Source organism: Brevundimonas aurifodinae (genome assembly GCF_040195595.1).
GTDB lineage: Bacteria > Pseudomonadota > Alphaproteobacteria > Caulobacterales > Caulobacteraceae > Brevundimonas > Brevundimonas aurifodinae.
In genome coordinates this window covers 142,612-163,862 of sequence record NZ_JBEGDD010000008.1, presented here as the reverse complement: position 1 = coordinate 163,862, position 21,251 = coordinate 142,612, and the positions used below count along the sequence as shown (strand labels likewise).

26 protein-coding genes are annotated in these 21,251 nt (G+C 68.1%); 8 read left to right on the top strand and 18 right to left on the bottom strand.

The annotated features are described in order from the left end of the window. Positions 1–637 precede the first annotated feature (637 nt). The 5 genes from parC to ABN401_RS11200 form a co-directional block, all read right to left on the bottom strand. Positions 638–2,842, bottom strand: coding sequence for a DNA topoisomerase IV subunit A (parC, locus tag ABN401_RS11220; protein WP_349684931.1), 2,205 nt, complete (start codon positions 2,840–2,842; stop codon positions 638–640). A gap of 71 nt (positions 2,843–2,913) precedes the next feature. After that, positions 2,914–4,485 (bottom strand): ATP-binding protein, encoded by a 1,572-nt coding sequence (locus tag ABN401_RS11215; RefSeq protein WP_349684930.1) that lies wholly within the window; start codon positions 4,483–4,485, stop codon positions 2,914–2,916. Between the two features lie 67 nt (positions 4,486–4,552). Continuing rightward, entirely contained in the window at positions 4,553–5,284 is a 732-nt protein-coding gene (recO, locus tag ABN401_RS11210) for a DNA repair protein RecO (protein ID WP_349684929.1), read from the bottom strand. After that, complete coding sequence (locus ABN401_RS11205; protein WP_349684928.1) at positions 5,284–5,787, bottom strand: nuclear transport factor 2 family protein; 504 nt, start codon at positions 5,785–5,787, stop codon at positions 5,284–5,286. Before ABN401_RS11205 ends, recO begins: the two co-directional genes overlap by 1 nt. Before the next feature lie 170 nt (positions 5,788–5,957). After that, positions 5,958–6,569: a flavodoxin family protein gene (locus ABN401_RS11200; protein ID WP_349684927.1), complete on the bottom strand. Its 612-nt coding sequence runs from the start codon at positions 6,567–6,569 to the stop codon at positions 5,958–5,960. Positions 6,570–6,699: 130 nt separating this feature from the next. On the opposite strand from ABN401_RS11200, the gene ABN401_RS11195 reads away from it, so the two are divergent. The 8 genes from ABN401_RS11195 (at position 6,700) to ABN401_RS11160 (ending at position 10,635) form a co-directional block, all read left to right on the top strand. Then, the gene (locus ABN401_RS11195) at positions 6,700–7,047 is read left to right on the top strand and encodes an ArsR/SmtB family transcription factor (protein ID WP_349684926.1); all 348 of its coding nucleotides are present in this window, start codon (positions 6,700–6,702) and stop codon (positions 7,045–7,047) included. After that, on the top strand, positions 7,031–7,546 hold the full coding sequence (locus ABN401_RS11190) for an SRPBCC family protein (protein ID WP_349684925.1): 516 nt from the start codon (positions 7,031–7,033) through the stop codon (positions 7,544–7,546). Before ABN401_RS11195 ends, ABN401_RS11190 begins: the two co-directional genes overlap by 17 nt. A 1-nt stretch (position 7,547) precedes the next feature. Further along, entirely contained in the window at positions 7,548–8,042 is a 495-nt protein-coding gene (locus tag ABN401_RS11185; RefSeq protein ID WP_349684924.1) for an SRPBCC family protein, read from the top strand. 22 nt (positions 8,043–8,064) lie between these two features. Next, entirely contained in the window at positions 8,065–8,508 is a 444-nt protein-coding gene (locus tag ABN401_RS11180; RefSeq protein ID WP_349684923.1) for a VOC family protein, read from the top strand. 2 nt (positions 8,509–8,510) lie between these two features. Continuing rightward, positions 8,511–8,987 carry a dihydrofolate reductase family protein gene (locus tag ABN401_RS11175; protein WP_349684922.1) on the top strand — a complete coding sequence of 159 codons (477 nt, stop codon included), beginning with the start codon at positions 8,511–8,513 and terminating at the stop codon, positions 8,985–8,987. Positions 8,988–9,060: 73 nt separating this feature from the next. Continuing rightward, complete coding sequence (locus ABN401_RS11170; protein ID WP_349684921.1) at positions 9,061–9,384, top strand: hypothetical protein; 324 nt, start codon at positions 9,061–9,063, stop codon at positions 9,382–9,384. Further along, entirely contained in the window at positions 9,381–9,713 is a 333-nt protein-coding gene (locus ABN401_RS11165; protein ID WP_349684920.1) for a sugar transferase, read from the top strand. Before ABN401_RS11170 ends, ABN401_RS11165 begins: the two co-directional genes overlap by 4 nt. Then, complete coding sequence (locus tag ABN401_RS11160; protein WP_349684919.1) at positions 9,697–10,635, top strand: NAD-dependent epimerase/dehydratase family protein; 939 nt, start codon at positions 9,697–9,699, stop codon at positions 10,633–10,635. Before ABN401_RS11165 ends, ABN401_RS11160 begins: the two co-directional genes overlap by 17 nt. Positions 10,636–10,658: 23 nt before the next feature. Here ABN401_RS11160 and ABN401_RS11155 read toward each other — a convergent pair whose 3' ends face one another. From ABN401_RS11155 to mce, 13 genes are all read right to left on the bottom strand, one after another. Then, on the bottom strand, positions 10,659–11,903 hold the full coding sequence (locus tag ABN401_RS11155) for a serine hydrolase domain-containing protein (RefSeq protein ID WP_349684918.1): 1,245 nt from the start codon (positions 11,901–11,903) through the stop codon (positions 10,659–10,661). Between the two features lies 1 nt (position 11,904). Next, positions 11,905–12,852 carry a GTPase Era gene (gene era / locus ABN401_RS11150; RefSeq protein WP_349684917.1) on the bottom strand — a complete coding sequence of 316 codons (948 nt, stop codon included), beginning with the start codon at positions 12,850–12,852 and terminating at the stop codon, positions 11,905–11,907. Then, on the bottom strand, positions 12,849–13,559 hold the full coding sequence (gene rnc, locus ABN401_RS11145; protein ID WP_432763555.1) for a ribonuclease III: 711 nt from the start codon (positions 13,557–13,559) through the stop codon (positions 12,849–12,851). Before rnc ends, era begins: the two co-directional genes overlap by 4 nt. Before the next feature lie 2 nt (positions 13,560–13,561). Continuing rightward, entirely contained in the window at positions 13,562–14,356 is a 795-nt protein-coding gene (gene lepB, locus ABN401_RS11140; RefSeq protein ID WP_432763554.1) for a signal peptidase I, read from the bottom strand. Between the two features lie 457 nt (positions 14,357–14,813). Next, entirely contained in the window at positions 14,814–15,215 is a 402-nt protein-coding gene (gene acpS / locus ABN401_RS11135; protein ID WP_349684915.1) for a holo-ACP synthase, read from the bottom strand. Continuing rightward, positions 15,212–15,979, bottom strand: a complete 768-nt coding sequence (locus ABN401_RS11130) for a pyridoxine 5'-phosphate synthase (RefSeq protein ID WP_349684914.1) — start codon at positions 15,977–15,979, stop codon at positions 15,212–15,214. Before ABN401_RS11130 ends, acpS begins: the two co-directional genes overlap by 4 nt. Next, on the bottom strand, positions 15,976–16,560 hold the full coding sequence (pyrE, locus tag ABN401_RS11125; RefSeq protein ID WP_349684913.1) for an orotate phosphoribosyltransferase: 585 nt from the start codon (positions 16,558–16,560) through the stop codon (positions 15,976–15,978). Before pyrE ends, ABN401_RS11130 begins: the two co-directional genes overlap by 4 nt. Positions 16,561–16,614: 54 nt before the next feature. Further along, complete coding sequence (locus ABN401_RS11120) at positions 16,615–17,316, bottom strand: ABC transporter ATP-binding protein (protein ID WP_349684912.1); 702 nt, start codon at positions 17,314–17,316, stop codon at positions 16,615–16,617. Then, positions 17,309–18,610, bottom strand: a complete 1,302-nt coding sequence (locus ABN401_RS11115; RefSeq protein WP_349684911.1) for a lipoprotein-releasing ABC transporter permease subunit — start codon at positions 18,608–18,610, stop codon at positions 17,309–17,311. The genes ABN401_RS11120 and ABN401_RS11115 overlap by 8 nt, the downstream gene beginning before the upstream one ends. Beyond that, entirely contained in the window at positions 18,607–19,920 is a 1,314-nt protein-coding gene (proS, locus tag ABN401_RS11110; protein ID WP_349684910.1) for a proline--tRNA ligase, read from the bottom strand. The genes ABN401_RS11115 and proS overlap by 4 nt, the downstream gene beginning before the upstream one ends. A gap of 97 nt (positions 19,921–20,017) precedes the next feature. Next, the gene (locus ABN401_RS11105) at positions 20,018–20,443 is read right to left on the bottom strand and encodes a hypothetical protein (RefSeq protein WP_349684909.1); all 426 of its coding nucleotides are present in this window, start codon (positions 20,441–20,443) and stop codon (positions 20,018–20,020) included. 79 nt (positions 20,444–20,522) lie between these two features. Next, positions 20,523–20,786, bottom strand: a complete 264-nt coding sequence (locus ABN401_RS11100) for a DUF1467 family protein (protein ID WP_349684908.1) — start codon at positions 20,784–20,786, stop codon at positions 20,523–20,525. Further along, the gene (gene mce / locus ABN401_RS11095) at positions 20,786–21,208 is read right to left on the bottom strand and encodes a methylmalonyl-CoA epimerase (RefSeq protein ID WP_349684907.1); all 423 of its coding nucleotides are present in this window, start codon (positions 21,206–21,208) and stop codon (positions 20,786–20,788) included. The genes ABN401_RS11100 and mce overlap by 1 nt, the downstream gene beginning before the upstream one ends. Positions 21,209–21,251: the final 43 nt, after the last annotated feature.

The following is a 21,251-nucleotide window of genomic DNA, read 5'->3' as shown; positions in this document are numbered from 1 at the left end:
TCGCCGCCTTTTTGGTGGGCTACCGCCCGGGACGCGGTCCCGAGCTGCTTGAGCCCGGGACCCTCGTTTCGAACGGCGTCGTCACCCACACCACCCCCTCGGCCCGGGACGCCGGATGACCGCTCTTCACGGCCTCCGGTCGTTGGACCTCAAGAGCCCCCGCTCCAACCGCTTCCGCCGCGACAAGCTCGCAAGGCCTTGCGCCCTTCCCAGGCGACGGAACCGAGGGGGAGGGTAGCATGCACGTCAATGCGGGCGCGTTCGCGGGGCTTCGAGCGCGGCGGGCGTTGAGATCGTTGGGGGAATCCGGGCGAGCGCGGATGATTGAGATTTTCGTTCGACGGTCCGGCTGGGGTTTGAGGTCCGAAAGAGGTTCATCACAGCGAACACAACGAGTTCACAACGGACACGACGGGACCGCGCGCGCGTCCGCAGCGCCGATCGGTCCCGGTGGGAGCGGGGGCCCAAAAGGTTTGGCGGCGGAGCCGCCCTTCCTTGCTGGCTATCGGGGGTGAACGGTCGGCGACCTGTCCGTCCGTTCGGTGTCGTCGTGTCCGTTGTGAACCCGCTGTGCTCGCTGTGATGAAACCCTTAGGCCACCGCACCAAGGTCGAAGACGGGAGCGAAGACCCAAGGTTCACCGGAACTTGCGCAGCCCTCTCGGGCCCATGCGCCCTGCCCCCGCCCGCCTGCCCAGCCAGTCCTTCCAGTCGGGCCAGTTGCGACGACGAGCACCGCCATCGACCCATTCCGGACCATGGCCGCCGTCGAAGACCGTGACGTCGGACAAACCGCCCTGTTTGAAGGACTGCAGCTTGACCCCCTTGCCGCGCCCCATCTCTGGCAGTTCGGCGGCGGGAAAGATCAGGGTCTTCAGGTTCTCGCCGATCGTGGCGACATGGTCGGCCGAGCCCAGCCGAAGCGCGGCCAGAAGGTCGCCGTTCAGCACCTGTTTGCCGCCGCGCTTTTGCGCCAACAGGTCGTCCTCCGGCGCGATGAAACCATACCCCGCCTTCGAGGCGATCAGCAGCTTCGCCCCTGGCTGGTGGGCCAGGACGGCGACGATGCCCGCGCTCTCCTCCAGCTCGATCATCAGGCGGAGCGGCTCTCCATGACCGCGGCCGGACGCCAGCTTGTCGGCCCCGACGGTGAAGACCCGGCCGTCCGACGCCGCGACCAGCAACTTGTCGGTGGTGAAGGCGGGCACGAGGAAGCCGAGGGCGTCGCCCTCCTTGAACTTGAGCTCCGAGGGGTCCTCGACCTTGCCCTTGACCGCGCGGATCCAGCCGCGCTCGGACAGGATGACGGTGATCGCCTCGCGAGGGATGTAGGCTTCGGGCGCGACGAAGGCGGAGGCGTCGACCGCTTCGGCGATGGTGGTGCGACGAGGCGAAACCAGGGCCTTGCGGGTCCCCTCCAGTTCCTTGCCGATGGCTTTCCACTGTTTGGCGGGCGACGCCGACAGCGAACGCAGGGCCGCCAGTTCTTCCGACAAAGCTTTGTATTCATTCTCGATCGTCATCTCCTCGATCCGCGCCAGCTGGCGCAGACGGGTGTCGAGGATGAAGTCGGCCTGGGTCTCCGACAGGCCGAAACGGGCGATCAGGACGGCCTTGGGCTGGTCCTCTTCGCGCACGATGCGGATGACCTCGTCCAGGTTCAGGAAGACGATCCGGAGGCCTTCCAAGAGGTGCAGCCGCTTCTCGACCCGCTCGATCCGCCATTGCGAGCGGCGGTTCAGAACCTCGCGGCGATGATCCAGAAAGGCCTGGAGACAGGCCTTGAGACCCAGGACGCCGGGCGTGCCGGTGGCGTCCAGCACGTTCATGTTGATCGGGAACCGGACCTCCAGATCCGACAGGCGGAACAGGGTCTCCATCATCGCCTCGGGCTCGACGTTGCGGCTCTTGGGCTCGATGACGATACGGATGTCCTCGGCCGACTCGTCCTGGACATCGGCGACGAGGGGCAGCTTTTTCTGCTCCAGCAGATCGGCCAGCTGTTCGATCAGCTTGCCCTTCTGGACCTGGTAGGGGACCTCGGTGATGACGGCCTGCCAGCCGCCCCGTTCCAGCGGTTCGCGCGCCCAGCGAGCGCGCAGACGCACCCCGCCCCGCCCCGTCTCATAGGCTTCGAGGATGGAGGCATGGCCCTCGACGGCGACGCCGCCGGTCGGAAAGTCCGGTCCCGGCACGATCTCGGCCAGCTCGGCGGTCGTGGCGTCCGGGCGGTCCAGCAGCACCAGACAGGCGTCGATCAGCTCTCCGACATTGTGGGGCGGGATGGAGGTCGCCATGCCCACGGCGATGCCCGACGATCCGTTGGCCAAAAGGTTCGGAAACCCGGCCGGCAGCACGATCGGCTCTTCATCTTGATCGTCATAGGTGGGACGGAAGTCCACGGAATCCTGATCGATTCCGTCCATCAGCAGCATGGCCGCCGGCGTCAGCTTGCACTCGGTGTAGCGCATGGCGGCGGGGTTATCGCCGTCGATGTTGCCGAAGTTCCCCTGGCCGTCGACCAGCGGATAGCGCTGGGCGAAGTCCTGAGCCAGGCGCACCAGGGCGTCATAGATCGAGGCGTCGCCGTGGGGGTGATAGCCGCCCATGACCTCGCCCACGACCTTGGCGCATTTGCGGGCGGCCGCCTGGGGGTTCAGCCGCATCTGCTGCATGGCGTAGAGGATGCGGCGGTGCACGGGCTTGAAGCCGTCGCGCACGTCCGGCAGGGCCCGGTTGGTGATGGTCGACAGAGCATAGGCCAGATAGCGGCGGCTGAGCGCCTCGCCCATGGGCTCATCGACGATGCGACCGCCTTCCGGCGGCGGAGTGTGGAGGGTCATGGCCTAGCGAATCGGGGATGCGAAGCCGCGAGTCTAGCCCAGACCTGAGCCTGCGGGTCCGCCGTTGTGAATCAGGCGCTCAGGGCGGTCTGGATGCCCGCGATCAGGGTCTCGGCCGTGATGGGCTTGGGCAGGTGCAGGTCGGCGCCGGCGGCGAGCGCCTGTTCCCTATGCTCGGCCATGGCGTTGGCGCTGAGCATGACGATGGGGGTACGCCTCTGAGCCTCCAGCGCGCGGATGGCCTGGGTCGCGGACAGGCCGTCCATCACGGGCATCTGCATGTCCATGAGGACCAGGTCGAAATGGCTCTCGGCGAAGGCGGCGACGGCCTGGGCCCCGTCCTCGACCATGACGAGGTCGATATCGTGGGCCTGGAGGATCAGCTGGACCACGCGGCGGTTGGTCGGGTGATCCTCGGCGAGCAGGATGCGCAGCGGGCGCTCACCGAGCGGCGCGACGGGGCCCGCGGGCTGCGCCGGGGCCGCGACCGCCCCGGCCTCGGCGCGACGAAGCGGGATGACCACCTCGAACCGGCTGCCCTCGCCCGGGCGCGACATGGCCGAGATGTCGCCGCCCATCATCTCCACAAGGGACTGGCAGATCGACAACCCGAGGCCGGTTCCACCGAACCGACGGGTGATGCTGGTGTCCGCCTGGCTGAACCGGTCGAACAGGCGGGTGGCGTGGTCGGCGTCGAACCCCACGCCGGTGTCCTCGACCACCAGCGCCAGCCAGGCCTGACCGAAGTCGTCGGGCTCGAGATTGATGGACAGGGTCACAGAGCCGTCCTCGGTGAACTTGATCGCGTTGGACAGCAGGTTCGAGACCACCTGGCGGATGCGGGTGCTGTCGCCGATGAAGGTGCCTGAGGCGGACGGCGAGCGCTGGAGGCGGAACAGCAGGCCCTTGTCCCAGGCCCGCTGGCGCGCGACCTCGGCGGCCGAGGCGAAGGCCTCGTCCAGGTCGAAGGGACGCTCTTCCAGCGTCAACTGGCCCGCCTCGATCTTGGAGACGTCGAGCACGTCCGAGACCAGACGTTCCAGCGTCACGCCGGACTGGCGGATCAGTCCGACCATCTCCGCCTGCTCGGGCGTCATGGCGGTGCGCGACAGGGCGTCGACGATGCCAATCACGCCGTTCAGAGGCGTGCGGATCTCGTGGCTCATATTGGCGAGGAAGTCGGACTTGGCCTGGCTTGCGGCCTCGGCCGCGGCCTTGGCCTCGATCAGGGCGCGCTCCTCGGCGACCCGATCGGTGACGTCGCGGGCGACGGCGTAGATGCGGTCCTCATGCCTCTGGGCGCGCCATTCCAGCATGCGATAGTCGCCGTCGCGATGCCGGTAGCGATTGCGAAAGCCCACGATCGGCGCGCCCGGCCGGCGTGTCTCGACCTCGATCACGCTGCCCAGGGTGCCCGGCATGTCGTCCGGATGGACCAGGCGAAGCAGAGGACGACCGACCATGTCCGCCGGGTGATGACCGAGCGTGGTGAGCCAGGACGGGCTGGCCATGACCACGGTGCCGTCCAGTTCCCGGATGATCAGCAGGTCCAGCGACACCTCGAAGAAGGTGCTCAGATCAACCGCGCGATCGCTGTCCGCGTGACGAGGCGAGGCGGAATCTGCGATCGCATCGAAAGACATGCTGGCGAAATCCGGACTGAACGATTCAGACCCTAAATGGATTCGCTTAAGCACGCGTTGTGATCGCTCACAGACGCCCAGCGTCGCGCAGCTTGTCGATCAGCCAGACCCGCGCCGGCGGCAGGGGGCGATTCTGAGGGTGAAAGACGAACTGTTCAAGGAAGTGGCCGGTCAGGTCGAGGCCGGCGCCGACGTCGCCATCGGCCAACCCGGCCTGGGCGCCGAGAAGAAAGGGCGGCAGCTTCAACAGCTTGTCGGCATAGGGCCGGCCGGCGTCGGAACTGACGGCGCGCCCCGTGCGGGGGCTGACCCAGATCAGGTCGTCGACCGTTCCCGTGACGGCGCACGATCCCAGATCGAGCCCGAAGCCCAGGTCCTCCAGCAGGCCCGCCTCGAAGCGGACGAAGATGGCGGGCCAGATGTCGGGGATGGCGAAGGCCCCCATCAGAGCCTCGAAAGCGAAGAAGGCACCGGGGTGCGCCTCGCGCTCCGGCAGGGCTCCCTGGGCCACCGACGCGGCGGCCGCCAGCCCGGCCAGGGCCAGGGCGTCATCGAACAGACCGCTGGGCCCCTCCCCGACCGGCTCCAGCCGCGCCGAGCCGAGATGGTCGGAGGTGCGGGCGCGGTAATCGGCGATGACCCGGGCCCCGGCCTGGAGGAAGGGCTTCATGCGCCGCGACGCCCCGCCCGCGACATAGGCGGCGTGGCGACCGTGGGTCTCGGTCAGCAGATCTACGACCACGCCGGTGTCGCCATGGGCCCGCGCCGACAGGACGAAGGCCTCTTCGTGGAACTCCATCAGGGGGCGGTCGTCCCGGCCAGCGGGGCCTCTTTGGCGGTCTCATAGGCCTTGATGATGCGGGCGATCGGACTGGCGAGATCGTTGGGAACCGCCAGGCTGAGGACGTACTGTTCGATCTTCCAGCCGCCGTCGGTCAGCCGCATCACGCCCGACCCGCGCGTCCGGCCATAGCTTTCGTTGACCAGTTCCTCTTCAAACCAGGCGATGCAGCGGCACTCGATCGAAGCGATGGTGATGGCGCGCTCGGTCGCGGGATAGGACCAGCCCCCTCCCTCGCTGCCAAAGGCACCGGCGGCGTAGGCTCGGAGCTCATCGATGGTCCAATGTTCGGTCGCGTCGGTGCCGACGAAGCGGGCGTCCGGCGTGAACAGGGCGAAATAGGCGTTTCCGTCCGCGGCGCTGGACGCGGCGTTCAGCTGGTCGAGGACGGCGGCAACCTCGGCCTCGGCAGAGACCGGGGCGGACTGGAGGGCCAGGGCGGCGATCAAAGGAATCAGCACGGCGATGTCTCCTCCCCGCCGTCATCCTCGGACTTGATCCGAGGATCGGATTGTCCGCAGCGATCGTGACGGGTTCGACGCCCGGTCTAGCCCCTCGACGCCGCCTTCGCCACCATGTCCGATCCTCGGATCAAGTCCGAGGAAGACGGAGTGGGGGTTGAATCCCCGCCCTAATCGCCGCTTTCCGGAACCGGATAGGTCTCGGGCGTGATCGCCCTGGCGATGGCCAGCAGATTGCGCGCGGCGTTGCGGCCCACGCGGTCGGAATAGTCGTGGCCCTGGTCGGTCTCGGTGTAGTCCGGCCCCGGTCCCGGCCCCAGGTGCCAGTAGGTCCAGCTCTGCCCCGGGATGGTGAAGCCCATGTCGATCAGGCCCTGGCACACCGTCGCGACGATGTTGTGGGCCCCGTCCTCGTTGCCGGTGATCACCACGCCCCCGACCTTGCCGAAGGCGATGGGGCGCCCCGCTTCGTCGGTCTCGGCGAACCAGGCATCCAGACGCTCCAGCGCACGCAGGCAGACGCTGGACATCTGACCCAGCCAGGTCGGGGTGGCGAAGACGACGATGTTCGCCGCCTTCAGCCTGGCATCGACACCGGGCCAGTCGTCGCCCTCGCCCTCGTCGCCGCTGACGCCGGGCTTGATGTTGAGATCGACCAGCCGGATCGTCTCGACCGTCGCGCCCCCCTTCTTCAGCTCCGCCGCGACCACCTCGGCCAGGACCTCGGTATTCGACTTCGCGGGGGACGGCTTGAGGGTGCAGCTCAGGATGACGGCGCGCATGGGTTTCTCCGGTTGGGTCCGACATGAACGAGACCCCGGGAGGGGCGTTCCCCAGTTTCATTTAACCGATCGGTTGACAGGCGCACACGCCCCTGCCATTTAACCGATCAGTTCAACACAAAGTCCCGCCATGCAGACCGACGACCTCTCCGCGAAGTTCGCCGCCCTGGCCGACCCGACCCGTCGGGCCATCCTGTCGCGGCTGTGCGAGGGCGAGGCCAGTGTGAACGAGCTGGCCGAGCCCTTCGACATGAGCCTGCCCGCCGTCTCCAAGCATCTGAAGGTGCTGGAGAAGGCCGGACTGATCAGTCGGGGGCGCGAGGCGCAGTGGCGCCCCGCGCGGCTGGAGCCCATGGCCCTGAAGGGCGTGGCCGAATGGCTGGAACATTATCGGCGATACTGGGACTCCAGCTTCGACCGCCTCGACGCCTACCTGACCAAGATCCAGAAGGGAGACCCCCGTGGCCCAAGAAACTGACACCATCGACCCCCAAATCGACCCCTGCGTCGCCACCGGCGCGCACAACCATGCGCTCGTGCTCGACCGCGTCCTGAACGGCACGCCGGAGAAGATCTGGAAGGCCTTCATGACGCCCGAGATCCTGGCCCAGTGGTTCTGCCCCAAGCCCTGGTCCATCACCGACGCGGTGATCGAGCCTGAGGTCGGCGGCCGTTTCGCCTTCACCATGCACCGCCCTGACGGGGAAGTGATGCCGAACGACGGCGTCTTCCTGGCTGTAGAGCCAAACCGCCGCTGGATCACCACCGACGCCTTCGTGAAGGGCTGGCTGCCCGCCGGCATGCCCTTCATGGTCGCCGAGATCGTGCTGACGCCCCTGGCCGACGGCAAGACCCGCTATGTCGCCACGGCCCGCCACTGGTCCGAGGAAACCATGAAGCAGCACGAGGCCATGGGTTTCCACGACGGCTGGGGCACGGTGGCCGACCAGTTGAACGCCATCCTGCCGAGCCTGTGACATGTCGCTGGTCGAAACCGCCCTGCCCGCCCTGCCGCCGCTGCTGCCGCGCCGGCTGGATCTGACACGCACCTTCGCCGCCCCGCGCGCCCTGGTCTGGATGGCGTGGACCCGGCCGGACATGCGGGTGAACTGGCTGGGTCCGGTCGACTGGCCGATGGTCGAGGGGTTCAACGACCTGCGCGTGGGCGGCGAATGGCGCGCCGGTCTGCGCTCGGTCGAGACCGGCGAGGACCTGTGGCAGGGCGGCCATTACCGCGAGATCGTCGAGCCCGAACGGCTGGTCTTCAGCTTCAGGTGGGACGAGAGCCACGAGGACGGCCCGCCCGCCGACACCCTGGTCACCGTCGTCCTGCACGAGACCGACGACGGCCGCACCCGCATGGACTTCACCCACGAGGGCCTGAAGTCCGAACGCAGCCTGACCGGCCACGAATACGGCTGGAACTCCACCCTGGACCGACTGGAAGCCTGGCTGGCCGCCAACCCCGACTGAACCCCCGACAGGAGAGACGACCATGAAGATCGTGACCAGCCTGAGCTTCAAGGGCGAATGCAGAGCCGCATTCGAGTTCTACGCCGAGGTGCTGGGCGGCAAGATCACCGCCGCCCTGCCCTACGGCGATGGCCCGCCGGACATGCCGGTGCCGCCCCACTACAAGGACTGGCTGATGCACTGCTGGCTGGAGGTCGGCGACCAGGCGATCATGGGGGCCGACATGGACACCCAGTGGGCTCCCAATATCGACAAGCCCAAGAACGGCTTCGACGTCACCTTCCACACCGACGACATCGAGGACGGCCGTCGCGTCTACCGCGCCCTGGCCGAGGGTGGTCAGGTCGGCATGGATTTCTCGGAGACCTTCTGGTCGCCCGGCTACGGCAGCCTGACCGACAGGTTCGGCATCCCCTGGATGGTCAACACCATTCCGTCGGAAGGCTGGACCCCGGGCCAGGCCTGACCATGCGCAAGGTTCGACTGTCCACCTTCCTCACCCTCGACGGGGTGATGCAGGCCCCCGGTGGTCCGACCGAGGTCTGGACCGGCGGCTTCCCCTACGGCGGCTGGCTGGCACCGCATTTCGACGAGACGGTCGGCGAGATGATGGATCACTGGATCGGCCGCGACTACGACCTGCTCCTGGGCCGAAAGACCTATGAGATCTTCGCCGCCCACTGGCCCGATCAGGACGACGAGATCGGCCGCGTCTTCAACGCCATCGACAAGTTCGTGGTCGCCGGCCCAGATACCCCCCTGACCTGGGCCAACAGCCACCGCCTGACCGGCGATCCGGCCGATGCGGTGCGACGGCTGAAAGCCTCGGGCGAGCGTGACCTGCTGATCCAGGGCAGCGGCGGCCGGCGCGCCGGGGCCGACCGGTGCGCTATCCCTGCATCATCCCGCAGGTTTTTACCGTCCAAGAAGAACGTTGTGTTTTGAATCGGGACGCTTTCCCCTAAAACAACGAGTTGTGCTCGCGTGCTTGACTGCGTGATGTGCTGGGGGATCGGCATTGCAGCGTTTGATAAAGTCGGCGATCCACGTCGCAACGGCGCTCTGCGCCTATCTGCTGGCCTTCCAGCTGGTGGTCTGGCCGGATTCGACCTGGTGGCTCTCGAACGGCTCGGTCATGACGCTGGGCATCGCGGCTCTTTACGCAACCTTGGCGACCGCCTTTGAACTCCTGCTGAAATCCGAACGGTCCAGCTGGCGCTATGTCTCGATCCATGACGCTTTCGACCTGTTCCGCACGACGGTCCTGACGGCGGTCACCTTTCTTGTCGTCAGCTTCCTTCTCTTCAGAGCTCAAGAGACGAGGTCTCCGCCGCGTCCGTGACGCCGGTGGGACGGGTTTTGCGTCGTCTGAAGATCGATGAACTGCCTCAGCTCTGGAATGTCGCCAGGGGGAAGATGAGTCTGGTCGGCCCTCGGCCGTGCCTGCCGATGCAGACCCAGCTGATCGAGGAACGGCGCCGACGCGGCGTCTATGAGGTTCGTCCCGGCATAACGGGTCGGGGTCAGACCGGGGGACTGGACATGTCCACGCCGGTCGAGCTGGCCGTGGAAGACGCGATCTGGTCCGCCCGTCCAAATCTTCGCGACTATGTCTGGCTTATCCTGATCACGATTTTCGGCAAGGGGCGCGGCGATGCCATCCGAACCTAGGCATGTCGGTATCGTCGGCGCGTCCGGCTTCCTCGGGGCCGCGTTGGTCGACCGGCTGACGAGACGCGGCGAGGTTCAGCCAAGGCTCTTCGGACGCAGGGACGGCACGATCTCCGGCCACCGCATCGAGCGACTGGATCCAACGCGACCTTCGACCCTGGAGGGCCTGGATGTCGTCGTTCACCTGGCGGCTCTCACCAATGCCCGGGCGCCGGAGGCGGAGCTGTGGCAGGCCAATGTCGAGCTCGCCCGCGAGACCGCGAGAGCCGCCGCGTCCGCCGGTGTCAGGCGGTTCGTCTTCACAAGCTCGCTGCACGTCTACGGACGGTCATCGGTCGCCGCCGTCGGGCCGGAGTCGCCATTCCAGCCGACCGACGGCTACGGGCGGTCGAAGGTCGCGGCCGAACAGTCGCTCGCCGCAGTCTCGCAGGAGACGGGTCTGGCCGTGTGCGTCCTGCGTCCACCGATGATCTATGGCCCGGGCGCGGGCGGCAGCTTCGCGCAGCTTGTCGCCCTGGTTCGGAGCGGACTTCCCTTGCCGCTGGCTTTGGCGCGTTCGCCCCGTAGTCTGTGCTCGATCAACAACGCCGCATCGGCGGTGGAGCATGCGATCCTGGCAGGCGTCGCGGGGGAGGTCCTTCTGCCCGCCGATCCGGACGACATCCTTCCCCGCGACCTGATCGTCGCGATCGCGGCCCTGGAAGGACGTCGCCCTGTGCTGTGGCCGGTGCCACGGGGGCTGTTGTCCGCGCCCCTGGCGCTGGTCGGGCGCTCCGGCATCGTCTCCAGCCTGTTCGATCCGCTTTGCATCGACCGGACGCACTGGGCCGCGTCGGGATGGCGGCCGGTGGAGACCGGATCGGAGGGTCTGGCAGTCGCCCTGAGCGGAACGGGGCAGAGGGCTCCTGGCGATCAGAACTGAGCCAGAGGCCAGACTGACACCGATCAGCGCGTCGCGACCACCGCGCCGGGGAACGGGTGGCCCAGGGCCTCGGCCATGGCCTGCTGGGCGATCAGGAAGACCTGCTCCTGCTGGTGATAGTTGTTGGACAGCACGATCACGCTGATCTGCGCGCCGGGCTGCCAGCTCATCAGGTTGCGGAACCCCGACCAGCTGCCCGTGTGATAGAGTTGGACCTCCTCGAAGCCCGGCTCGACGCGGCGTCCCAGCCGGTTGGCCATCAAGCCATACCCCCAGCTGCGGCGGACGCGGCCGCGCTCGCTGCCCTGATCGGGCGGAGCGTAGTCGGCGATCATGGCGGCGTGGCCCTCGGCGCTGAGCAGGCGTCCGGCGTGCAGGGCGCGCTGCCAGACCCGCATGTCGTCCAGCGTCGAATACAGGGCCCCCGCGCCAGGGATGATCGAGACATTGGCCAGTCGCTGAGGGGTCAGTCCCTCGGGGAAGGTCGCATGGCCCGCGACCAGGCCGGCCCCGTCGCCGAGGCCGGTGTCGGCCATTCCCAGGGGGTCGAAGAAGGCGCTCTGGAGCCAGGCGCCGAAGGCCATGCCGGACGCGCGCTCGACGATGTCGGCCGCCAGGTTGAAGCCGGCGTTGTTGTAGCGGAGGTCCTCGCCGGGGACGAAGGACAGGCCATATTGAGCGGAGTCCTCGGTCAGCTCGCGCATCGTCGCCGGCGTCGTGCGCCGCGCGCCCCAGCCCGGCCGCTGCATCAGGTCGGGGATGCCCGAGGTGTGAGAGATCAGATGATGGATACGCAGAGGCGCCCAGGCGGCGGGGCACGGCTGGATCCAGCGGCAGACGGGATCGTCGACCGACAGGACGCCGTCGTCCTGAAGCCGCAGGATGGCCGCGGCGGTGACCTGTTTGGACAGGCTGGCGAGGCGGAACCGCGAATTCAGCGCGAGGGGCGCGCCGGTGTCGGCGTCGGCGACGCCATAGACCTGGCGGAACAGGACGTCGTCGCCGCGCATGACCAGAACCCCGCCCATGAACCGGCCCGCCTCGGCCTCGCGGCGCAGGCGGGCGGCGAGTTGCGGCAGGGCCTCGACCACCACCACGGGCGGGCGGGGTGGAGGCGCGACGTCGGCGGCGTCGGCGGAGGCGGCGGCCGTGTGGCGGGAGGCGTATCCTGTCGCGACGAAGGCGGCGCCGACCAGCAGCACGAGGGCGATCAGACCGGCCAGAACGATCCGGGGGTGGTTCCCGGCGAAACGCGGAACGTGGAACACCCTAGACGTCGAACTCCAGCCCGAACTGGGCGTACAGGGCACGGCTGTCCTGCCATTTCGGATCGACCTTGACGGTCAGGAACAGGTGGACGGGCCTGTCCAGCAGCTCGGTCAGCTCCTCGCGCGACTTCTGCCCGATCCATTTCAGGGTCTGGCCGCCCTTGCCCAGGACGATGGGCCGCTGGCTCTCGCGCTCGACATAGATGGTCTGTTCGATCCGGGCCGAGCCGTCGGCCTTGTCGTCGAAGGCCGTGGTCTCGACGGCGGCCGAATAGGGCAGTTCCTCATGGACGCGCAGATAGACCTTCTCGCGCGTGATCTCGGCGGCCAGGACGCGGATCGGCACGTCGGCGGACTGGTCTTCGGGATACAGCCAGTGACCCTCGGGCATCGCCGCGGCGAGGCGCTTCTTCAGGTCGTCGACGCCGTCGCCAGACAGGGCCGAGATCATGAAGACCTCGCTGTAGACGCCGGTTTCGAAGAGATTTTGCGACAGGGCCAGCAGGGTGTCGCGCCGCATGCCGTCGATCTTGTTCAGCACCAGGATGACCTGCGTCCCGGTTGCCTTCAGATTGGCGATGATGGTCTCGGTGTCCTCGGCCGAGCGGCGATCGGCGGCCTGGCCTTCCTTGCCCTCCGAGGCGATGTGCGAGGCCGCGTCGACCAGATGGACCACGACGTCTGCGTCCTGCGCTCCGCCCCAGGCCGAGGCGACCATGGCCCGATCCAGGCGGCGGCGCGGGGTGAAGATGCCGGGGGTGTCGACCAGAACGATCTGGGCCTCGCCCTCCATGGCGATGCCGCGCACAGGGAACCGGGTGGTCTGGACCTTCTGGGTCACGATCGAGACCTTTGACCCGGTCAGCCGGTTCACCAGCGTGGACTTGCCGGCATTGGGCGCGCCGATGATGGCGGCGAAGCCCGCGCGGGTCTGGGAGGTCTCGGTCAAATCACGCCTTCACGTTTCAGCATCGCCGTGGCGGCGGCCTTCTCCGCGTCCTGACGCGAACGCCCCTGCGCGGTCAAGGGTTCGAGGCCCGGGATCGACACCTCGACGGTAAAGGTCGGGGCGTGATCGGAGCCGGTCTGGCCCGTGACGCGATAGGCGGGCAGCGCCCTGCCCTGCCCCTGCGACCATTCCTGCAGCGCGGATTTCGGATTGTTCAGGGCGCGCGGGGCGGGTGCAGCCAGTTCCTCGGCCCAGGCGCGGTCGAACACGGCGCGAGCAGCTTCGACGCCGCCATCCAGCCAGACCGCCGCCAGGATCGCCTCCATGGCGTCGGCGACGACGCCCTCCTTGCGCCGCCCCCCGGTCTTGGTCTCGCCGGGCGACAGACGCAGCGCCAACCCGACCCCCATCCGCTCCCCGACACGACCGCAGGCCGACTTGTCGACCAAGGCATGCAGGCGCGAGGACAGTTCGCCCTCGTCCGCCTCGGGAAGGTCGCGATGCAGCCGGTCGGCGACCAGCAGGCCCAGGACACGGTCGCCCAGAAACTCCAGCCGCTCATTGTGGCGCGCCGGCCTGCCCGCGGCCTTGTCGGCCCCCTCCCCCACGCTGGAATGGGTCAGGGCCCGCTCCAGAAGGGCGGGGTCGCGGAAATCGTGGCCGATGCGGTCGACCAGAGCGGCCACCGCCTCGGCCCGTGTGTTCACCATCAGTCGAGAACGCGGAAGAAGCGGCTGGGCCGGACGTTGGCGAACCAGCTGACCGGGTTGAACAGCGAGGCGCCGGGGCTCCACGAGAAGGCGATGATCTCGGCCTTTCCGACCAGGTTCTCGTCCGGGACCAGGCCGACGCCGGCGGATTCCTGAACCCGGCTGTCGATGGAGTTGTCGCGGTTGTCGCCCATCATGAAGTAGTAGCCCTCGGGCACCTCATAGACCGGGGTGTCGTCCAGATCGCCACCGGGGCCGAAATCCTGGATCAGGAAGGACCGGCCGCCCGGCAGGGTCTCGCGCGACTGGGTCATGGCGCGCGGTCCGAAGATGTCCGCGACCTCGCCGCGCGTGACCACGACGTTGTCGACCGGGGCGCCGTTGATGTGCAGGACGTTGCCGATCATCTGGACGCGGTCGCCCGGCAGGCCGATCACGCGCTTGATGTAGTCCGTCTTGTCGTCGCGCGGCAGTTTGAACACCACGATGTCGCCCCGCTCGGGCGCGCGGCCGAACACCCGGTCCTCGCCCAGCGGCAGGTTGATCGGCAGGCCCGACGAGTATTTCGAATAGCCGTAGGCCCACTTGGACACGACGATGTAGTCGCCCTCGTAAAGATTCGGCTCCATCGAGGCCGACGGAATGGTGAAGGGCTGGAACAGCAGCACCCGCAGCACGAAGGCGATGGCCAGGGCCACGACGACGGTCTTGACGATCTCCAGGGTCTCGGAGCCGGCCGAGCGGCCGCCGTCGTCATCGTCATCCCTGGCGTGGACGCGGGCGGGACCTGGGATCTTTTCCTTCCTTTCCTCGAAGGGGGCGTCGCCCTGGTCGCTCCAGATCGGGCGCGAGGCTGCAACGGTTCCGGCGGCGGCGGCGGCCACGACCGGCTCGACCGGCGGCGCGGTGGGCTCGGGCTCGACCGGAGCGGGCTCAGGCTCGATGGCGAGCGTCGACTCGACGGGTTCGGCATCCTTGACGTCGCCCTGGGAGGCATCGGCCTCCTCCGGCGCATCGGGCTCGACCGGAACGCCGCTTTCCGAGGCGGCGAAGGCGGCTTCCGCGGCGTCGACTTCTCCGGTCCCCGCAGTCGGCGCTGGGTCCGTCGAGGCCGCGGCCGCGTCGGGCAGATCGACCGAAGCCGGTTCCACGCCGTCGGCCGGCACGCCGTGCTTATGCTCTTCGCTCATGTGAAGGTCTGTCCCCGCCCGCCGAACGCGGTCTGATCGTCGCGGCACGGGTATAGCGCGATTACGCCATCGGCAAGGCTTCGATCACCACGAAGGCGAGTGCATAGGGGTGCTCGTCCGACAGGGTCAGGTGAATGCGCGCCTCGTGCCCCGGCGGTGTCAGGCGGGCCAGGTGCGCCGCCGCCGGGCCGGTCAGGGCCAGGGTGGGCTGTCCGCTGGGCAGGTTCACCACCCCCATGTCCTTCCAGTAGACGTCGCGCCGCATGCCGGTGCCCAGCGCCTTGGCGCAGGCCTCCTTGGCGGCGAATCGCTTGGCGTAGCTCCAGGCGGCGTCCGGCTTGCGGTCGGACCGAGTTCGCTCCAGTTCGGTAAAGCAGCGGGTCTTGAAGCGATCGCCGAACCGGTCGAGCGACGTCTGGATACGCCGGATGTCGCTCAGGTCGGCTCCGACGCCGATGATCACGCGGCAGCCTCCAGACCGCGCGCCTGATCCATCAGGTCGCGCATTCGGCCGATCGCGGGACCCAGGCCGACGAAGATGGCCTCGCCGATCAGGAAATGGCCGATGTTCAGCTCCATGATCTGCGGGATCGCGGCGACGGCGGCGACGGTCTCGTAGTCGATGCCGTGACCGGCGTGGACCTCCAGCCCCAGGGCGTGGGCATGGGCGGCCCCGGCGGTCAGGGCGGCCAGTTCGGCGGCGGCGTCCTCAGGCCGCTCATCGCGCACGGCGTCGCAATAGGCCCCCGTGTGCAGTTCGACCACCGCCGCGCCTGTGCGCTTTGCCGCCTCGATCTGGGCCGGGTCGGCGCCGATGAACAGGGACACCCGCGCCCCGGCGTCGTTCAGCCGCCCCACGAAGGGGGTGATCCAGTTGTGACCGCCGACGACGTCCAGCCCGCCCTCGGTCGTGCGCTCCTCACGCTTTTCCGGGACCAGACAGACGGCGTGGGGCCGGTGATGCAGGGCGATGGCCAGCATCTCCTGCGTCACGGCCATCTCCAGGTTCAGCGGACGTTCCTGCTCGCGCAGGACAGCCGACAGATGGTCGATGTCGGCGTCCGAGATGTGCCGCCGATCCTCGCGCAGATGGGCCGTGATGCCGTCGGCTCCGGCGGCCAGGGCTTCTCGCGCTGCGCGCACCGGGTCGGGCGACGCGCCGCCGCGCGCGTTCCGCACCGTGGCGACATGGTCGATGTTGACGCCGAGACGAACGCGCTGGGTCACTTGGCCAGCCTCCGGCTGCCCGGATCCTCGACCGGCAGGGCCGCGAGTTCGGGCGGCAGGGCGTCGGCGGGATAGGCGGGCACGTCCAGCGTCGCCAGCGCCACCAGCGGCACGCCGACATCCGCCCGCCCCCCCGAGCGATCGACGATGCAGGCGGCGGCCACGACATCTCCTCCCGCCTCGCGGATCGCGGCGATGCATTCGCGGCTGGACAGGCCCGTGGTCACGATGTCCTCGACCATCACGATCTTCTGGCCCGGCTCGACATGGAAGCCCCGCCGCAGCCTGAAGGCCCCGCCCTCGCGCTCGACGTACATGGACGGCACGCCCAGGTGCCGGGCGGTCTCGTAGCCGGGTATGATGCCGCCGACCGCCGGAGAGATGGCCACGTCGACCGGCCCCACGGCCGCGACGATCTTGTCCGCCAGCGCCTTGCACAGCCGCGCGCAGCGGGCGGCGTCCATGAACACCAGATTCTTCTGCAGGAAGACCGGACTGTGCAGCCCCGAGGACAGCACGAAATGCCCCTCGCGCAGGGCCCCGGCGGAGCGGAATTCGTTCAGAACGTCGTCGGAGGTCATGCGTCGCTCATAAGCCCGACAGCGTCGCAGGTGAAGGGCGCGAACGCCGCTGCGTCAGTATTCCCGGGCTTCGGCCTGCCGCTCTTCCAGGTGGCCGTCCTTCAGGGCGAAAACGCGGTCCATGTGCCCGGCCAGTTCCATGTTGTGGGTGGCGATCAGGGCCGCGACGCCGGTCTCCTTGACCAGTGCCTGCAGGGTCTCGAACACCGACTGGCTGGTCGCGGGATCCAGGTTGCCGGTCGGCTCGTCGGCCAGAAGCAGGCGCGGGCCGTTGGCGAGCGCACGCGCCAGGGCGACACGCTGCTGCTCGCCGCCCGACATCTGGGCCGGCTGGTGACGCGTCCGTTCGGCAAGACCCAGCGAAGCCAGCGAGGCCTCGGCCCGGGCCTGGGCCTCCGCCAGCGGCCAGCCGGCGATCCGCATCGGCAGGGCGACATTGTCGCGCGCGTCGAACTCCGGCAGCAGGTGGTGGAACTGGTAGACGAAGCCGACGCGGCTGAGGCGCAACCGTGTCCTAGCCCGCTCGTCCAGCGCGCCGACGTCCTCGCCGTCGATGCGAATCTCGCCGGACGTCGGCCGTTCCAGCAGTCCGGCGGCGTGCAACAGGCTCGACTTGCCCGAGCCGGACGGCCCGATCAGTCCGACCAATTCGCCCGGGAACAGGTCCAGATCGACGCCCTTCAGCACCGTCAGTCCGCCCTGGCCGGTCGCGTAGGTGCGGGTCACGCCCCGCAGCGACAGGACGGGACTACTCATAACGCAGGGCCTCGACCGGATCGATGCGCGAGGCGTTCCACGACGGTGGCAGGCTGGCGACGCAGCTCATGACCAGAGACCAGACCGCGACCCAGAAGACGTCCACGGGATCGACCTCGGCCGGGATGGCGTCCAGCATATAGACGTCGGCGTTGAACAGCTGGACCCCCGTGATGGCCTCGAGGAAATGCTGGATCGGGCCGATGTTCAGGCAGAACAGCAGGCCGAGGATCAATCCCGCCAGCGTGCCCGCCACGCCGATGGTCGCCCCGGCCATGAAGAAGACCCGCAGGATCGACGAAGGGCTGGCTCCGATGGTCCGCAGGATGGCGATGTCGCGGCCCTTGTTCTTCACCAGCATGACGATGCCCGAGATGATGTTCATGGCGGCGATGGCCACGACAAGGCCGAGAATGATCGACATGGCCACCCGCTCGACCTTCAGCGCGCCCCAGAAGGCCGCCAGGCGGTCGCGCCAGTCCTGAACGAAGGCCCCCGGCCCGGCGGCGGTGGCGACGGGTTCGAGATAGGCCTGCACCCGATCGGGATCGTCGACCTTCAGCTCGATGACGTCCCACAGCCCCTCCTTGCCGAAGAACAGCTGGGCCTGTTCCAGGGGCATGAAGATGAAGGCGCGATCATAGTCGGCCGTGCCGGACGAATAGGTGCCGCCGACGACATAGGTCTTCTCCAGTCCGCCCAGATTGCCGAAGGCGCTGTCGGCCCCGGTCGGGGAATAGATCTGGATCGGATCGCCAACGCGCAGACCCAGTTGGTCCGCCAGTGCCTGCCCGATCAGCACGTTGTCGCCGCCGTAGGCCCCGAGGCCGAAGTTCACGCGGGCGCGCTCCGACAGGCTGGACGCGACATACTGCATCGACTCCAGATCCTGCGGACGCAACCCTCGAACGATCGCCCCCGTCGTCTGCCCGGCCGCCCGGATCAGCGCCTGGTTCTCGGTCAGGGGGCTGACGCTCTGGACGCCCGGGACATTGGCGATGCGCGTGATGACCTGGTCCCGGTCGGCGGCGTTCAGCACCTCGCCCTGGACGTACATATGGCCGTTGAAGCTCAGCATCCGACCCAGCAACTCGTTCCTGAACCCGGCCATGATGCTCATGACGCTGATCAGAACGGCGACGGCCAGCATGATGCCGACGAAGCTGATGATGGCGATGGTCGCCACCCCGCCCTCCTTGCGCTTGGCGCGCAAGTAGCGGAGCGCCAGGCCGATCTCCCAGGCGGAGAAGGGCCCGGCAGGCTTGGGCGGGGTGCCCAGCGGCGTCGCGGTCAACCGATCGTCTCCATGGCCTGCGCCAGCGGAGCCGTCGTCTTCTCGCCGGTCGCCCGGCGTTTCAGCTCGACCACGCCCTCGGCCACGCCCTTCGGTCCGATGGTCAGCTGCCAGGGGATGCCGATCAGATCGGCCGTGGCGAACTTGCCGCCCGGACGTTCGTCGGTGTCGTCGTAGAGGACCGACTTGCCCGCCGCCTCCAACGCCTCCACCGCCGCCTCGCAGGCCTGGCAGACGTCGGGATCGTTGGCGCGCAGGTTGATGACGACGACATCGAAGGGCGCGACCGCGTCCGGCCAGATGATCCCCGCCTCGTCATGGCTGGCCTCGATGATGGCGCCCAGCAGACGCGACACGCCCACGCCGTAGCTGCCCATATGCACGTCGGTGTCGGCCCCGTCGGGTCCCGCCACGCGGGCCTTCATCGGGGCGGAGTATTTGGTGCCGAAGTAGAAGATGTGCCCGACCTCGATGCCGCGCGCCGTCAGCCGGTCGGCCTCGGCCGTCTGGCTCTCGAAAGCGGCCGCGTCGTGCATTTCTTCAGTCGCGGCATAGAGCGAGGTTCGTTGATCAACGATTGACTGAAGGTCGTTCCAGTCGACGTCGCCACCGGGCGCCGCCATCTCGACCAAAGTCTTGTCACAGAACACCTGGCTCTCGCCCGTCTCGGCCAGAACGATGAACTCGTGGCTCAGATCGCCGCCGATCGGCCCGGTGTCGGCCCGCATCGGCACGGCCTTCAGACCCATGCGGGCGAAGGTGTTCAGATAGGCCACGAACATGCGGTTATAGGCCCGCCGCGCCGCCGCCTCGTCGATGTCGAAGCTGTACGCGTCCTTCATCAGGAACTCACGGCCCCGCATGACGCCGAAGCGGGGGCGACGCTCATCCCGGAACTTCCACTGGATGTGAAACAGGTTCAGCGGCAGCGATTTGTAGCTCTTCACGAAGCCCCGGAAGATGTCGGTGATCATCTCCTCGTTGGTGGGGCCGTACAGCAGTTCGCGCTCATGCCGGTCGGTGATGCGCAGCATCTCGGGGCCGTAGGCGTCGTAGCGCCCCGATTCGCGCCACAGGTCGGCCAGCTGCAGCGTCGGCATCAGCAGTTCGACCGCCCCTGCCCGCTCCTGCTCCTCGCGCACGATCTGCTCGATGCGGTTCAGGACGCGCAGCCCCAGCGGCAGCCAGGCGTAGATACCGGCGGCCTCCTGCTTGATCATGCCGGCGCGCAGCATCAGCTGGTGAGAGACGATCTGGGCGTCCGAAGGCGCCTCTTTCAGGGTCGGCAGGAAATAGCGCGACAGGCGCATCGGTCGGTCCTTGTTGACAGGCCTTCCGTCTAGCCCGTGGCCTCCAACCTTGGCAACGCGAAGGCGAGACGATCAGCGCGCTCGCGGGGAAAACCGCTCAGTCGAGCTGCGTCAGACCAGAACAGCGCGTCATGGGATCGGCCGCGTAATCCTCGTTAACGTCTGCCGAAACGCTGCTGACGTGATTGAGTTGGCCGTCGGTCAGCTGGAACGTGTCCGTGATGGCCTTTCCCTCATCGACCCAGGCAAGCACGAGCCGCCCATCATCACCGGGCGTCACCGCGGTCAGGGGTGACGGCACATCGGTGTAGAAGTGCCGGATATCGTTGACGCCAATGCGAACCGAAGGGTTGTCGCACCCGTCGCTGGTCCAAGTGCCGACGAACGCCGCCGGCACATCAGGCACCGCCGGCGCGACCGCTGCGTCCGCCTCCGTCGGTTCGGCCTTGTCAGTCGCCGCCCCACAGCCAGCCAACAGCAGTGCCATCGCCAAAGCCAGACTTCCCGCCTTTGCGCGCATCATTGCGTTCCCTCCGCCGGCGCGACCATGCGCGCCTCCGATAGCGACGGTATGCGAGAGAGCCGTGGCGATGCAAGCCGATCTACGGAACCGGCGGGGCCAGGTCCGGTAGAGGCATCCAGCCGATGTAGACCAGTCCCATCACCCCGGCCCAGACGATCAGGGCGACCCAGGTCGTAGTGATGAACTTCTTCTTGAGGTTCGGAGCCTCGGGCGCGCCCCACTGGCGGCCGTCGGTCGGTGGCTCATGCGTTTCGCTGGACGTGCCCAGCGGCAGGATGGCGAACAGCACCACCCACCAGACGACGATGTAGATGGCGAACATGGTCACGGGGCCGATGGGCATCAGTGCGCTTCCTTGGGGGTTTCCATCAGTTCGACAAGGACCCCGCCCATGTCTCTGGGGTGCAGGAACAGGATCGGCGTGCCGTGGGCCCCGATGCGCGGCTCGCCGGTCCCCAGGATGGTCGCGCCCTTGGCCCGCAGGGCGTCGCGCGCCGCCAGGATGTCCGCCACCTCGAAACAGACGTGATGCTGGCCGCCCCTGGGGTTCTTGGCCAGGAACCCGTGGATGGGGCTGTCGTCGCCCAGCGGCTCGATCAGCTCGATCTGGCTGTTGGGCAGGTCGATGAAACAGACCCGCACCCCTTGCGCAGGCAGCTCGAAGGGCTGGCCCGCCTGCGTGGCACCCAGAAGGTCGGCGTACATCCGCACGCTGTCCTCGATGGACGGCGTGGCGACGCCGATGTGGTTCAGACGACCGATCATGGAGCCTGTCTAGGACCGTTCATCCCTCGGGCAAAGCCGCCTC

What these genes read in the sequence shown, in the direction of transcription:
- ABN401_RS11180 (WP_349684923.1), top strand. Translation starts at nt 8,065, where the DNA reads ATGAAGATCGTGACCAGCCTGAGCTTCAAGGGCGAATGCAGAGCCGCA.
- ABN401_RS11100 (WP_349684908.1), bottom strand. Translation starts at nt 20,786, where the DNA reads ATGCCCATCGGCCCCGTGACCATGTTCGCCATCTACATCGTCGTCTGG.
- ABN401_RS11175 (WP_349684922.1), top strand. Translation starts at nt 8,511, where the DNA reads ATGCGCAAGGTTCGACTGTCCACCTTCCTCACCCTCGACGGGGTGATG.
- pyrE (WP_349684913.1), bottom strand. Translation starts at nt 16,560, where the DNA reads ATGACCTCCGACGACGTTCTGAACGAATTCCGCTCCGCCGGGGCCCTG.
- proS (WP_349684910.1), bottom strand. Translation starts at nt 19,920, where the DNA reads ATGCGCCTGTCGCGCTATTTCCTGCCGACCCTGAAAGAGGCGCCTTCG.
- ABN401_RS11105 (WP_349684909.1), bottom strand. Translation starts at nt 20,443, where the DNA reads ATGATGCGCGCAAAGGCGGGAAGTCTGGCTTTGGCGATGGCACTGCTG.
- parC (WP_349684931.1), bottom strand. Translation starts at nt 2,842, where the DNA reads ATGACCCTCCACACTCCGCCGCCGGAAGGCGGTCGCATCGTCGATGAG.
- ABN401_RS11120 (WP_349684912.1), bottom strand. Translation starts at nt 17,316, where the DNA reads ATGAGTAGTCCCGTCCTGTCGCTGCGGGGCGTGACCCGCACCTACGCG.
- mce (WP_349684907.1), bottom strand. Translation starts at nt 21,208, where the DNA reads ATGATCGGTCGTCTGAACCACATCGGCGTCGCCACGCCGTCCATCGAG.
- ABN401_RS11200 (WP_349684927.1), bottom strand. Translation starts at nt 6,569, where the DNA reads ATGCGCGCCGTCATCCTGAGCTGCACCCTCAAGCCGTCCCCCGCGAAG.
- ABN401_RS11195 (WP_349684926.1), top strand. Translation starts at nt 6,700, where the DNA reads ATGCAGACCGACGACCTCTCCGCGAAGTTCGCCGCCCTGGCCGACCCG.
- ABN401_RS11215 (WP_349684930.1), bottom strand. Translation starts at nt 4,485, where the DNA reads ATGTCTTTCGATGCGATCGCAGATTCCGCCTCGCCTCGTCACGCGGAC.
- ABN401_RS11160 (WP_349684919.1), top strand. Translation starts at nt 9,697, where the DNA reads ATGCCATCCGAACCTAGGCATGTCGGTATCGTCGGCGCGTCCGGCTTC.
- ABN401_RS11185 (WP_349684924.1), top strand. Translation starts at nt 7,548, where the DNA reads ATGTCGCTGGTCGAAACCGCCCTGCCCGCCCTGCCGCCGCTGCTGCCG.
- recO (WP_349684929.1), bottom strand. Translation starts at nt 5,284, where the DNA reads ATGGAGTTCCACGAAGAGGCCTTCGTCCTGTCGGCGCGGGCCCATGGC.